The 12756-nt window shown below is 72.5% G+C and carries 9 protein-coding genes; all 9 read right to left on the bottom strand.

Features of this window, described 5'->3' with window-relative positions; translation table 11 throughout:
* Positions 1 to 2 precede the first annotated feature (2 nt).
* The 9 genes from CSC62_RS12015 to CSC62_RS11975 all read right to left on the bottom strand — a co-directional run bounded on the left by CSC62_RS12015 (position 3) and on the right by CSC62_RS11975 (position 12739).
* Positions 3 to 527 carry a flagellar basal body-associated FliL family protein gene (locus CSC62_RS12015; RefSeq protein ID WP_162406656.1) on the bottom strand — a complete coding sequence of 175 codons (525 nt, stop codon included), beginning with the start codon at positions 525 to 527 and terminating at the stop codon, positions 3 to 5.
* 84 nt (positions 528 to 611) lie between these two features.
* Positions 612 to 1925, bottom strand: coding sequence for a flagellar hook-length control protein FliK (locus CSC62_RS12010; protein ID WP_162406654.1), 1314 nt, complete (start codon positions 1923 to 1925; stop codon positions 612 to 614).
* Between the two features lie 2 nt (positions 1926 to 1927).
* A complete protein-coding gene (gene fliJ / locus CSC62_RS12005) occupies positions 1928 to 2386 on the bottom strand; it encodes a flagellar export protein FliJ (RefSeq protein WP_162406652.1) in 459 nt (152 codons plus the stop codon).
* Entirely contained in the window at positions 2383 to 3801 is a 1419-nt protein-coding gene (locus CSC62_RS12000) for a FliI/YscN family ATPase (RefSeq protein WP_162406650.1), read from the bottom strand. Before CSC62_RS12000 ends, fliJ begins: the two co-directional genes overlap by 4 nt.
* Positions 3798 to 4415, bottom strand: coding sequence for a FliH/SctL family protein (locus tag CSC62_RS11995; RefSeq protein WP_162406648.1), 618 nt, complete (start codon positions 4413 to 4415; stop codon positions 3798 to 3800). The genes CSC62_RS12000 and CSC62_RS11995 overlap by 4 nt, the downstream gene beginning before the upstream one ends.
* Positions 4412 to 5401: a flagellar motor switch protein FliG gene (gene fliG, locus CSC62_RS11990; RefSeq protein WP_246194398.1), complete on the bottom strand. Its 990-nt coding sequence runs from the start codon at positions 5399 to 5401 to the stop codon at positions 4412 to 4414. Before fliG ends, CSC62_RS11995 begins: the two co-directional genes overlap by 4 nt.
* Before the next feature lie 13 nt (positions 5402 to 5414).
* Complete coding sequence (gene fliF, locus CSC62_RS11985) at positions 5415 to 7166, bottom strand: flagellar basal-body MS-ring/collar protein FliF (protein WP_162406644.1); 1752 nt, start codon at positions 7164 to 7166, stop codon at positions 5415 to 5417.
* Between the two features lie 17 nt (positions 7167 to 7183).
* Positions 7184 to 7558 (bottom strand): flagellar hook-basal body complex protein FliE, encoded by a 375-nt coding sequence (fliE, locus tag CSC62_RS11980; RefSeq protein WP_162406642.1) that lies wholly within the window; start codon positions 7556 to 7558, stop codon positions 7184 to 7186.
* Between the two features lie 291 nt (positions 7559 to 7849).
* Complete coding sequence (locus CSC62_RS11975) at positions 7850 to 12739, bottom strand: glycosyltransferase (protein ID WP_211368992.1); 4890 nt, start codon at positions 12737 to 12739, stop codon at positions 7850 to 7852.
* Positions 12740 to 12756: the final 17 nt, after the last annotated feature.

The following is a 12756-nucleotide window of genomic DNA, read 5'->3' as shown; positions in this document are numbered from 1 at the left end:
CCTTATTGGGTGACGAAGCTGGTGAACAGCAGCGCCTCGGCCGCCGGCTTGCCGGTCTCGGTGCGCATCAGCTTCTGCACCTCGGTCAGGGCGGTGGCCTGCAGCTTCTCCTTGCCCTGGCGGTCGGCGATGCTCTGCGAGGTCTGCTGTGCCAGCAGCATCAGCAGCTTGGCGCGGATGGCCGGGGCATGGCGCTCCAGGTCGGCCAGCGCGGCCGGATCGCGGGTCATCAGCTGGATCTCGACCTGCAGGTACTGCGGGCCATCGGCGCCGCCGTTGAGGTTGACCACGAACGGCGGCTCCAGCGCCAGGTACTGGGCCGGGGCGGGCAGCTTGGGCTTGGCCGCCTCGGCGGCGGCGTGCTCGGCCTCGGCGGCCTTGCGCGAGGTCAGGTACCAGCCGCCGCCGGCGGCACCGGCGGCGAGCACGGCCACCGCGCTGATGATCAGCGGCAGCTTGCTGCCGCCCTTCTTGCCGGCGGGTTTGGCGGGAGCGGTCTTGGACGTCTTGTCGGCAGCGGCGGCCACGCGGCGGTCTCCTGAGGGTTGCCCCGCCTAGGATGCAAGCCGCGTGCCGGAGCCCCGGCGGGGATTTGACGCGGACGGCCGGGCTCAGGCGTAGGCGTCGACCAGGCCGCGGCGCAGGACGGTGCGACCGGACGCAGGCGTGGCTTCGGCCGAGGCCGCATCGCCTTCTTCGCCGTTGCCGGTCCCCGTGCCCGCGCCGCCGGTCTGGCCGGCCTGGCCCTGGGAGGACTGCGACTGCTGGCCGACCCCGGCATGGGCCAGCTGGAAGCCGTGCTGGCCGAGCATCTCGCGCAGGCGCGGCAGGCCGCTTTCCAGCGCCTGGCGCACTTCCGGCTGGGCGCTGCTGAAGTCGGCGCTGATCCGGTCGCCGTCCAGCTTCAGCCGCACTTCCACCGGCCCCAGGTTCTCGGGCGAGATCCGGATCTGGGCGTGGCTGATCTTCTGCCCGGCCAGCCACTCCACCTGGGTACCGATCTCGTCGGCGAAGGCGCCTCCGTGCAGGTTGGGGACAGGTGCGTTGGGAGCCGCCAGCGGCGGCGTGGTGGGAGTGGCGGTGGTCGCCGGCGCCGGCGCCGCGTTCTGCAGCGCCAGCTGGAAGGCCGACAGATCGGCCGGATCGGCGGCTGCGGCGGCGGCATCCAGGGTGGTGGCAAGCGCCTGCAGGCCGCTGTCCACAGGCGTGGGCGCGGCCGGGGTGTCGCTGCCGGAAAGGACCGAAGCGGGCAGGGGAAGCGCTGCGGACGGCGACAGCGCTTCGGCCTGGCCGGCCTGCGCGCCGACGGAGGCCGGATCGGTCCGCGCACCGGAAACGGCCTGATTGGCGAGCAATGCCGCCGGCGGGGCGGGGCCGCCGGCCTGGCCGTCGACCGGCGGGTTCTCGGGCGCGGCCGGGAGCGCGGGTGCGTCGGCGGCCGGCAGAGAGACGGCATTGGCGACGACGGGCGCGGTGGCGACCGCGGCGACCGGAGCGGTCGCGACCGTAGCAGTAGCCGGAGCCGGGCCCAGCAGGCTGGCCAGGCCGGGCGGCGGCCAGCCGCCGTCGGCGGGAGCATCCTCGCCCCGATCCTCGGATGCGGCGGCCTGGCGCTGGCCGTCGGCTTCGCCGGCTGCCGGCGTAGTGGTGTCCTCGGCCGCGGGATCGGCCTTGGCGCGCTTGCCGGCATCGCCCGACGCGGCCTGCTGGCCGGCATCCTCGCGTCCGCCCTGGACGGCGCGGCGCGGGGCGCCGGCCTTGTCCGTCGCCGCCGAACCGGCGCTGCCGGCCTGGGGAGCGCCCTCGTTGCCGCCGCCCTGGAGCAGGCGCGAGAAGCTGTCGCCGTCGCTGCCGCCGGTGGCGGAAGCACCGCCGGCAGCGGGGGCCGGCGCGGCGGAGGGGACCACGCTGGCGATCGCGGACATGTTCAACGCGGTTCTCCCTCGGCCTCGCCGGCCTGCTGCGCGGCGCGCACCCGGCGCGCGCCGAGGTCGTCCATCTCGCGCTGGCTGCGGCGCTCGTCCACCTTGCGTTCCTGGGCGCGGTAACTGGCGGCCAGCTGCTCGAGCACCTGCTTGTCGCGGCTGGCCAGCAAAAGGCGGGTGCGCTCGGCCTCCAGGCGTTCGCGGCTGCTGTCCACGGTCAGGCTCTGCTGCTGGACCGCGCTCTCCAGGCGGTCAAGAAAGGCGCGGCGGTTGGCCAGCTGCGCCGGGCTGGTGGCGGCCAGCTGGCTGGAGGCGTACTCGTCGGCGTAGCGGCGCAGTTCCTCCAGGCGCGACTCCTGCAGTTCGTGCGCGCGCTGGCGCTCGGCCAGCTCGCGGGCCACGGCATCCTCGTGCTCCTGCGCGCGGCGCAGCAAAGGGTCGATGCGGCGTGACTGCATCATGCGGCGTTCTCCTTGTGTTGCAACAGGGCCGCGAGCGCGTCGCGGCTGTGGAGCAGGTCGGCGGCGCGGGCCACGTCCTGCCCCAGGAATTCGACGATTTCCGGCCAGCGCTCCAGGGCCTCGTCCACCACCGGGTCGGCGCCGCGCTGGTAGGCGCCGATCGCGATCAGGTCGCGGTTGGCGTTGTAGCCGGAGATCAGGCGCTTGAGCGCGCGGATGCGAGCCCGCCAGGTGTCGTCGGCGATGTCCTGGACCACGCGGCTGACCGAGGATTCGACGTCAATGGCCGGGTACAGGCCGGCGTCGGCGATCCGGCGCGAGAGCAGGATGTGGCCGTCGAGGATGGCGCGGGCGGCGTCGGCGATCGGGTCCTGCGGGTCGTCGCCCTCGGTCAGCACGGTGTAGAAGGCGGTGATCGAGCCGCGCCCGGCCGCGCCATTGCCGGCGCGCTCGACCAGCGCCGGCAGCTTGGCGAACACGCTCGGCGGATAGCCGCGGGTGGTCGGCGGCTCGCCCACCGACAGGCCGATCTCGCGCTGGGCCTGGGCGAAGCGGGTCAGCGAGTCCATCAGCAGCAGCACGTTCAGGCCCTGGTCGCGGAACCACTCGGCGATGGCGGTGGCACGGTAGGCCCCGTGCAGGCGCGCCAACGGCGGACGGTCGGCCGGTGCGGCCACGACCACCGCGCGGCGCAGGCCCTCCTCGCCCAGGGTGGTCTCGACGAAGTCGCGCACTTCGCGGCCGCGCTCGCCGATCAGGCCGACGACGATCACGTCGGCGGCGGTGTAGCGGGTCATCATCCCCAGCAGGGTGGACTTGCCCACGCCCGAGCCGGCGAACAGGCCCACGCGCTGGCCGCGGCCGATCGGCAAAAGCGCGTTGATCGCGCGCACGCCCACGTCCAGCGGCTGGGTGATCGGCTCGCGCGCCAGCGGGTTGATGGCCACGCCGGCCATGCCGGCGCTGCCCTCGGCGCGGACCGGGCCGCGGCCATCCAGCGGCACGCCGTCGGAGTCGATGACGCGGCCGAGCAGGCCTTCGCCGACCTCGACCCCGCCGCGGCGGCGCACCGGCACCACCCGGGCGTTGGGCAGCAGGCCGTGCAGTTCGGCGCTGGGCATCAGCGAGGTGCGTTCGCCGGCGAAGCCGACCACCTCGGCCTCGACCCAGCCGCCGTCGGCGACCTCGACCTTGCAGGTGGCGCCCATCGGCGCCTCGCAGCCGGTCGCCTCCAGGGTCAGGCCGACCGCGCGGCGCAGGATGCCCTCGCGGATCAGGCCGCGTCCGCTGCCGGCATCCAGCGAGATCGCGCCCAGGCGCGTGGCCAGGCGCAGGTTGCGCGCGGCCAGCCAGTCGGCCGGGACCGCGCCGGGAACGGCCTGGGTGGCGGAAGCAGGCGGGGGAGGCGGGGTCATGCGCCGGCTCCGGCCTTGTGGATCACCGTTTCCAGCGCGCCGCGCAGGCGCGCTTCCAGGGTGCCGTCGATCCGCACCGCCTCGGCATGCACCCGCAGGTCGCCGCGGCCGAGGTTGGGATCGGGCACCAGGCGTGCGCCGGACACCAGCGCCAGCAGCGGCGCCAGGGTCTGGATGTCGTCCGGATGCAGGCGCACCTCGACCTCGCGGCTGGCGCCGCCGACGGCATCCAGGGCCTCGGCCACCAGGTCCGAGAGCAGCACCGGGTCGGCGTCGTAGGCGCGGCCGATCAGGCTGCCGGCGATGCGCACGGCCAGCTCGCCCAGGGCGGCGCTGACCTCGTCCTCGAGCCGGGACAGGGGCCGGGTGAAGTTGTCGAGGATGCCCTCGATCTGCGCGGTCAGGCGCCGGACCTCGGCCTGGCCCTGGGCGAAGCCTTCCTGGTGGCCCTTGGCCAGGCCTTCCCGGTAGCCCTCCTCGCGGGCGGCGTCCTCGATCGCCTGGATCTCCTCCAGGGTCGGCGGCTTGGGCAGCGGCACGTCGGCCATGGACGAGGCCGCCGGCGGCGGGGCCGCGCCCAGGTCCGGGGCCAGCCAGCGCACGACGCCGCTCATACCAGCTCCTCGCCGCCACCGCCGCTGAGGGTGAGTACGCCCTCATCGGCCAGGCGGCGCACGATGGTCAGGATCTCCTTCTGCGCCGATTCCACGTCGGACAGCCGCACCGGGCCGCGCGCCTCCATGTCCTCGAGCAGGATCTCGGCGGCGCGCTGGGACATGTTGCGGGTGATCTTCTCGCGGACCTTGACGTCGGCGCCGCGCAGGGCGATGCCCAGGCGCTCGCCGGAAACCTCGCGCAACAGGGTCTGCAGCTCGCGGTCCTCCAGCTCGACCAGGTCGTCGAACACGAACATCAGGTCCTGGATGCGCTGGCCCAGCTCGGCGTCCACCTGCGAGATCGCGCCCAGGATCGACTGGTCCTGGCCGGTCTCCAGGAAGTTGAGGATGTTGGCCGCGACCTTGACCCCGCCGATGTTGGACGACTTCAGGTTCTGGTTGCCGGCGAACTGGCGCTCCATGATCTCGTTGAGCTCGTTGAGCGCGTTGGGCGGGATGCCGTCCAGGGTCGCGATCCGCAGCAGCACGTCGGCGCGGGTGCGCTCGGGCAGGAACTTGAGCGCGTCGGCGGCCTGGTCGCTGTCCAGGTGCGACAGCACGATGGCGATGATCTGCGGGTGCTCGTTGCGGACCAGGTCGGCCACCGCGCGCGGGTCCATCCACTTCAGGGTGTCCAGGCCGGTGGTGTTGCGGCCGAGCAGGATCCGGTCGATCAGGCTGGAGGCCTTGTCCGCGCCCAGGGCCTGGATCAGCACGTTGCGGATGTAGTCGTCGGCGCCCACGCCCAGCGAGGTCTGCTTGTCCAGCGCGCCCTCGAAATCGTCCATGACCCGCAGCACCTGCTCGCGGCTGACCGCGCTCATGGTGGCCATGGCCAGGCCCAGCTTCTGCACTTCCTTGGCGCCCATGTGCTTGAGCACCTCGGCCGCGTCGTTCTCGCCCAGCGAGAGCAGCAGGACCGCGGCGCGCTGGACGCCGGTCAGTTCGTCTTGGCTATTAGGCTGCTTCATTGCCCAACCAGTCCTTCACCACCTGGGCGACCCGCTTGGAGTCGGTCTTCACCGCCTCGCGGGCGTTGCGCAGGCGGTCCTCGTAGGCGTTGGAGGTCAGCGCGATCGGCTGGCGCGGGCCATGGCCGAGCTGGGCGCTGTCCTCGGCCAGGGCCGGCATGTCGTCGTCGACCAGCGAGACCTCGGCGGTCTGTTCCTCGGCCGCGTGCCGGTGCCGGTCCCGGGCCGACGCCGGGCCGGCGATCTGGCGCAGGGCCGGGCGCAGCACGCCGAACAGCAGGGCCAGCACCACCGCCGCGCCGAGCACCAGGCGCAGGGCGTCGCGCAGCCGCGGGTCCTCCCACCACTTGGCCGGCTCGACCGGCTCGCCGGTCTCGCGGATGAAGGGCGCGTTGACCACCGAGACCACGTCGCCGCGGGCGGCGTCGAAGCCGACCGCCTGGCGGACCAGGTCCTCGACCCGCTTGATCTCGTCGGCGCTCAGCGGCTGCAGGGCGTTCTTGCCGTCCTTGCCCGGGCGCGGCACGTGGTCGATCAGGACCGCGGCGGTGACCCGGCTGATCCGGCCGGCCGGCTGGCGGGTGTGCTGCAGGGTGCGGTCCAGCTCGAAGTTGCGGGTGGCGCTGCGCGAGGTCTCGCTCGGCGCGGCCGCGGCCGCAGCCTGGGCGCCGGCGGGAGCCGGGGTGGCGCCGGCCGCGCCCTGCGGCTGGGCCGCGGCCTGGGCCGCCTGGGCCTGGGCCGCCTGCGCGGTCGCGCCCGGCGGGGGGTTGCTGGTCGCGCCGGGGATGCCCTGCGGACCCTCGGCATTGCTGCTGTTCTCGCTCACCTGTTCGCTGCGCAGCTTCGGCGGCTCGCCGTTGAACAGCTCGCGCGCCTCCTCGGTGACCGAGAAGTCCATGTCCACGGTGACCTCGGCGTTGACCCGGCCTTGGCCGGTCAGCGGCTCGAGCAGTTCGCGGATGCGCTGGTTGTAGGAGGTCTCCTGGCGGCGGACCTGCTCGAACTGGGCCGCGCTCAGGGCCGATTCGCTGTCCGTGTTGCTGCTGCTGAGCAGGCGCCCGTTCTGGTCGACCACGGTGACCCGCTCCGGGGCCAGGTCGGGGATCGAGGAGGAGACCAGGTGGACGATGGCGTCGACCTGGTTGCGCTCGAGCAGGGCGCCGGAGCGCAGCTCCAGCACCACCGAGGCGCTGGCCGCCTCGCGCTGGCGGGTGAAGGCCGAGGGCTTGGGGATGGCCAGGTGGACGCGGGCGTCGCGGACCGGGCGCAGGGTGGCGATGGTGCGCACCAGCTCGGTCTCCAGCGCGTGCTGGTAGCGGGCGCTCTCGACGAACTGGCTGACGCCGAAGCCCGGGTCGCGCTCCATCAGCTCGAAGCCCAGGCGGCCGCTGTCGGTCAGGCCCGAGCCGGCCAGCTTCAGCCGGGCGTCGTGCAGGTGGGCCTCCGGGACCGAGATCGCGCCGGTGGCCTGGTCGAGCTTGAACGGGATGTTGGCCGCGCGCAAAAGATCGGTGGCCTCGGCCGTGGCCTTGGGGTCCAGGCCGGTGTACAGCGGGCTGTAGTCCGGCTTCTGCGACCAGAAGAACACGTACAGGCCGGCGGCCACGGCCAGGGCGATCATCAGCATCGTCCCCAGCTTGCGGCCCAGCTGCATGTCCTGCAGCTTGACCATCGCCTGCGCCGCCTTTTCGGTGGCCTGCTCGCGGTTGAGCGATTCCTTGGAAAGCGTGATTGCCATCGTGGTTCAGTCCCGGATCACAGCGGCATGTTCATGACGTCCTGGTACGCCTGTACCAGACGGTTGCGCACCTCGACGGTGGCGCGGAAGGCGACGGAGGCCTGCTGCGAGGCGACCATCACCCGGGCCAGGTCGGCGCCGGGCTCGCCGCGCTCGAAGGCCGCCTGCAGGGCCCCGGACTTGGCCTGGGCCTGGCTGACGCCGTCCAGCGCGTTGCGCAGGGTGTCGCTGAAGCTGGGCCCGGACACCGTACCGCCCAGGCCGGCCTCGCGCATCCCCGCCAGGCCCTGGACCGTGTCGCTGCGGGCCACGTCGCCGGCCCGCGAGGCCTGGCCCAGCTGGCTCTGGTAGGCGCGGATCTGCGACAGGACGGAGCTGATCGAGTCGGTCATGGAGGGCCCCCCGGCGGCATGCCGGTCTTGGCCGTGGACGATGCAAGCCGCGTGCCGGAACGGTGCCGGGTTTCCGCCGCGACCTGTAGGAGCCGGGCTTGCCGGCGACCGCCATGGTGGATACGTCTGCGTGAAGCCGGGTGCCAGTGGTGTATCCGCCGCCATGGTCGCCTGTAGGAGCCGGGCTTGCCGGCGACTGCCATGGCGGATACGTCTGCATGAAACCGGGTGCCAATGGTGTATCCGCTGCCATGGTCGCCGGCAAGCCCGGCTCCTACAAGGGAGCGGAGATCAGTCCGGCAGCCAGGCCGCGCGCCACTCCTCCAGCGCCGGCCCCTGCAGCATCCAGTCGCGCCGCACCGCCTCGCGCAGGGCCTGTCCGGCGGCGGCCGTGGCCTCGCGCTCGGCCAGGTGCTGGCGGATGGCCCCGACCCAGTCCTTGTAGCGGTTGCGGACCCGGGTCACCGGCAGGTCGCCGCGGTAGGGCTCCAGGTCCGAGCAGACCACCGGGTAGCCGCAGGCCCCGTACTCGAGCAGGCGCAGGTGGCTCTTGCAGCGGTTGAAGGCGTTGTCCTCCAGCGGCGCCAGGGCCAGGTCCAGGCCAAGCAGGGCCAGGGCGCGGGGATAGGCATGGAAGTCCACGCCCGGATGGAACTCCTTCACGTACGGCCGCAGCCGCTCCGGGCACATGCCGAAGAACACCCACTCGACCTCGCCGGCCAGCTCGCGGACCACGTCGGCGATCATCTCCAGGTCGCCGTCGTGGCTGAGGCCGCCGGCCCAGCCGACCCGGGGGCGTTCCGTAATGGCGCGCGCGGGGGCACCGGGGAGCCAGCCCCAGAGGCCGGGTTCCAGCCGGTTCTGCACCACCCGGATCCGCTCGTGGTATCCGGCGAAGGCCTCGGCCAGGGCCGGGGTGGCGACCACGAAGCGGTCCACCTGGGCCAGGGCGGCGCGCAGCGAGCGGACGATGTCGGCCGGCAGATCGGCGCGATGGGCGTTCTTCAGCGGCAGGTTCGGCAGCCAGTCGTCCAGCTCGTAGACGGCGAAGGCGCGGGAGAAGCGGCGCATGCGCCGCATCCGGGCGATGTCGTCCTCGCTGACCCGGCGCTGCATCACCACCACGTCCGGGTCGATCTGGGCCAGTTCGACCGGGTCGAGGAGAGTGGCATAGAGCGCGCCCTCGGCCAGGCCGGCGTCGCGCAGGGCCTGGAACGGCTGGATCACCCGGTAGTGGCCGCTGCCCCAGGGGTCGGCGGGTTGCGCCAGGATCCGCGGCAGGGTGCCGGCGGGTAGGGGACGCCAGGAGAAGTCCGATTCGCCCAGGCGGAAGCCGCCGGGGACATCCAGGCGCAGGCTGGGGTTGTAGGCCGGGTCGTGGGCGATGGCCGGCAGCCAGCGTTCCAGCAGGGCGTCCTGCGCCGGTTCCGGCCAGGGCAGCACCGGGGCCTGGTGCAGCACCAGCGCCTGTGGCGTGCAGAGCACCCGGTTGCCGTGTGCGGCGACGCGCAGGCACAGGTCGACGTCGGCACCTGCCTCGGGAAAGGCGGCGTGATCGAAGCCGTCCAGCTCGATGAACAGGTCCCGGCGCACCAGCAGGCACGCGTCGGATACCGCCGTGCACCGGTGCGTAACCTGAGCCCTGCCCATGTACCCGGGAGCGTCCATGGCCAGCCCGGCGAAGGCACGGCCGCCGCTCGCCAGCAGTCCGGGGAACAGGCCGGCATGGGTCACCCGGCCTTCGCCATCTACGGTCTTGGCGCCGACCACGCCCACCTCGGGACGCAGGCCGTGGTTCAGCAGCGCCTCCAGCCAGTCGGCCTGGACCACGGCCACGTCCGGACGCAGGAACAGCAGGAACTCGCCAGCGGCCTGGCTGGCCGCCAGGTTGCAGGCGGCTGCGTGCGGCAACGGCGGATCGAGGCGGAACGCGCGCACCTTGCCGCCGGCCAGTGCCTCGACCTGGTCAAGCCATTGGCCGAGTTCGGCACGAGCGCCGTTGTCCAGCAGCAGCAGTTCATAGCGCTGGTAGCTGCTGTGCTCCAGGATCGAAACCACGCAGCGCTCGAGCGCGGCCAGCGCGGTATCGGTCGAAATCACCACGGCGATCGAAACGGCGGGCGAATGGTCGTGGCCGTAGTCGACGCGATACAGGCCCGGGCCGGCATCGGCCACCGACGCGGATCCATATCCGCACGACTGCAGGTGGCGGAGCAGGGCGGCACGCTGGGCCGGCGGGTCGATCACCGGGGGCGCGCAGGTCAGCAGCGGCTCGGGCAGGTGGACGATGCCGGCCATGCCGCCCTGCTGGACCAGGCGCAGGATCAGGTCCAGTTCGACGGCGCCGGCCGCCGCGGAATCGAAGCCGCCGGCCGCCTCCATCGCCCTGCGGCTGAACAGCCAGTGGCCAGCCATCATCGCCGGGTTGCCCCGCAGCAGGTCGATGTCGGGGTCCGGACGCATCACCGGCGCCAGTGCCCCTTCGGGGTCCCGGTACCAGGCATCGGCATAGAGGGCACGCAGGTCGGGCGCCGCTTCGGCCAGTGCCAGTGCCAGCCGGTGCCTGCCACCCGCGCTGAACTCGGCCCCGGCTTCGACCACGATCAACCAGTCGACGTCCCATCCGGCGGTGGCCTGGGCCAGCACCGCATCGGCCTGGCCCTCGGGCCAGGCCAACGCGACCCGCTCGACGACAGGCCCGCCATCACCGGTGTCGCCGTCCTCGGCGGATACCGGGTGCGGTGCATGGGAGTCGCGCAGCAGGCGCACCGCCATGGGTGGAGAAAGTCCCTCGCCATCGTGGAGGCTGCGCAGGGTGCGCAGCACCGCGGCCTGGTCGCCGTGGCGATCGAGCAGCAGCACCCCTACCGTCCCCAGGCCGCTCGCGCCCGGCAGAACCGCCAGGGCGAGCTGGCGTTGCCGCGATGTCGGCAGCCTGGCCGCGCGCCAGCCTTCCAGCGCCTCGGCCACGACAGATATGCCCAGGCGCTTGAGCTGGGCGGCACGCCCGGCCCTGACCTGCTCCTCGCCCTGATCCGGGTGGCGGGCGTAGATCTCGCGGTACAGCGCCGGGTAGTCGGCCAACGCCTGATCCGAGCGGCGGACGTCGCCCGACACCCGCATGCGGACCTGCACCGTTTCCCGCGGCACGTGCACGAACCGGGCGTGGGCGGCCAGGCGCAGCAGGAACTCCCAGTCCTCCAGTGCCGCCAGGCGTTCGTCGAAGCCGCCGACGCGCGCGGCCAGGGCGCGCGGCCAGGCGAAGGTGTTGATCGGGATGTAGTTGTCCACCGCCAGCTGTTGCGGAGACCAGGCATCGTGCAGGTAGCGGCGCTCCTCGGCGATGGCCACGCGCCTGCCGTCCTCGACCCGTTCGCTCACGAACACGGCATCGCTGTAGACCACGGCGTCCGGAGCGGTGGTGATCGCGGCGGCCAGCACCTGCAGGTGGTCCGGCAGGAACAGGTCGTCGTCGTCCAGGTAGACCAGGTAGCGTCCACGCGCCAATGCGTGGGCGGCGTTGCGGCAGGCCGCCGGCCCCTGGTTGCGGCCCCGGCGCAGGTAGGTGACCGGGAACCTGCGCCCTTCCAGCAGGTGTTCCACGGGCGGACCGCAGTCGTTGACCAGCACCACCTCGAAATCGGTGCAGGTCTGTGCCTGCAGGCTGTCCAGCGCATCGGCGAGCAGCGCCGGACGGTTCCAGGTCGTGACCACCACCGAAAACAGCGGCGCGGCGCTCTCCTCGGCCAGGACGTGCAGGCGATCGATCATGGCCAGGGCACGCGTGCCCAGCCCGGTGTTCCGCTCCTTCGGATAGAGCGCCAGGCGCCGCTGCAGATGGCGGGCGACCTCGGCCTCGCGATCCGCAAGCCGGTCCTGGGCGTCGCGCTCGAACACGCCTTCAAGGATCGCCAGGTGGTCCCGCAGCGGCGCGCTGGAAGCATAGAACGACTGCTGCGAATGCTGGGCGCCGTGCCACCGGTAGCAGACCCCGGGCTCGTCCAGATAGGCGAAATCGGGGAAGCGGGCGGCCATCTGGATGGCCATGTCCCAGTCTCCGCCGCCGCCGTTGGGTACCGGCTGCCAGGTCTGGCGCAGGGCCCGGCGCCGGAAGATCACCGCTGATGGCGCCAGGTAGTTGTCGTGGATCAGCAGGTCCGCCACCTCGTTGCGTCCGCCCACGTAGTCGCCGTCGCGGTAGCCCGGGTGGCGTGGTTGCCGCAGCGGCTGGCCTTCGGCGTCGACCCATTCGATCCCGGTATAGCCCACCGCCACTTCGGGGTGTGCCTGCAACACGTCCAGGAGCCGGGGCAGATGGCCCGGCTTGAGGTAGTCGTCGGCGGACAGGAAGGTGACGTAGTGCCCCGAGGCCACCATCAGCCCGTTGCCCCAGTTGAACCCTGGGCCGTAGTTGTAGCGGTTACGCATGTAGCGCACGCGCTTATCCGCGGCGAACGCGCGCATGACCTCCGGGGTCTGGTCGCTGGACGCGTTGTCCAGGACCAGGATTTCGATGTCGTCCAACCCCTGCTCCAGCACCGACGTCACGCATTGGTGCAGGAACCGGCCATAGTTGTAGGTCGGGATGACGACGCTGAGCAGCGGTCTGGAGTTGCGCTGGCTGGCGGCATCGTCGGCGATGGCCGAGGTGATGCGATGGATAAGGAAGTCCGCCGAACGGCTGAAATGCCGGGAATGGTCCCGGTCATTGGCGGCGCGGGCGATGGGCCATCCGGATGGATCGGTGGCGGCCTCGTCCCGGAGGACGTGCGGGTTCAGGTAGAGCGTCTGCTCCGCGTACGGCGGCAGCTTGGCCGGCACGAACAGCCTGGAGAACCTGTCCGGCTCGGCGATCCATTCACGCTGGTTCGGCCCCGTCAGCACGAGGTAGCGGCGGATGCCCGCATCCAGTTCCACGAGCGGCTGGTCGCTGCGCCCGGGGACGAACAGCAGCACGCCGTCGAGGCCGGCGGTGTCTGCGCTTGCCAGGCGTTCGAACAGCAGGCCATTGCCCCGGCCGTACTGCTGCAAAGGCTCCAGCGGCATGCTCGCCGACAGCCGGGCCCAGTCCGCGTCCGAGAGCAGGAACACCGACTGGCCCTTGAAGGCGAAGCCGGCGACGCCGATCCGCCAGGGGCGCCCCGGGCATCGGCCACCCGCGATTCCGGTCCAGTCGATCATCGGCTGCCGTCCGCGCA

The organism is Pseudoxanthomonas jiangsuensis, from assembly GCF_010093185.1.
In the GTDB taxonomy this organism is placed as follows: domain Bacteria; phylum Pseudomonadota; class Gammaproteobacteria; order Xanthomonadales; family Xanthomonadaceae; genus Pseudoxanthomonas; species Pseudoxanthomonas jiangsuensis.
This window is presented reverse-complemented; position numbering and strand designations above follow the sequence as displayed.

Coding starts and splice junctions, on each gene's coding strand:
- CSC62_RS12010 (WP_162406654.1), bottom strand. CDS start 1,925: ATGTCCGCGATCGCCAGCGTGGTCCCCTCCGCCGCGCCGGCCCCCGCT.
- fliJ (WP_162406652.1), bottom strand. CDS start 2,386: ATGATGCAGTCACGCCGCATCGACCCTTTGCTGCGCCGCGCGCAGGAG.
- CSC62_RS12000 (WP_162406650.1), bottom strand. CDS start 3,801: ATGACCCCGCCTCCCCCGCCTGCTTCCGCCACCCAGGCCGTTCCCGGC.
- CSC62_RS11995 (WP_162406648.1), bottom strand. CDS start 4,415: ATGAGCGGCGTCGTGCGCTGGCTGGCCCCGGACCTGGGCGCGGCCCCG.
- fliF (WP_162406644.1), bottom strand. CDS start 7,166: ATGGCAATCACGCTTTCCAAGGAATCGCTCAACCGCGAGCAGGCCACC.
- fliE (WP_162406642.1), bottom strand. CDS start 7,558: ATGACCGACTCGATCAGCTCCGTCCTGTCGCAGATCCGCGCCTACCAG.
- CSC62_RS11975 (WP_211368992.1), bottom strand. CDS start 12,739: ATGATCGACTGGACCGGAATCGCGGGTGGCCGATGCCCGGGGCGCCCC.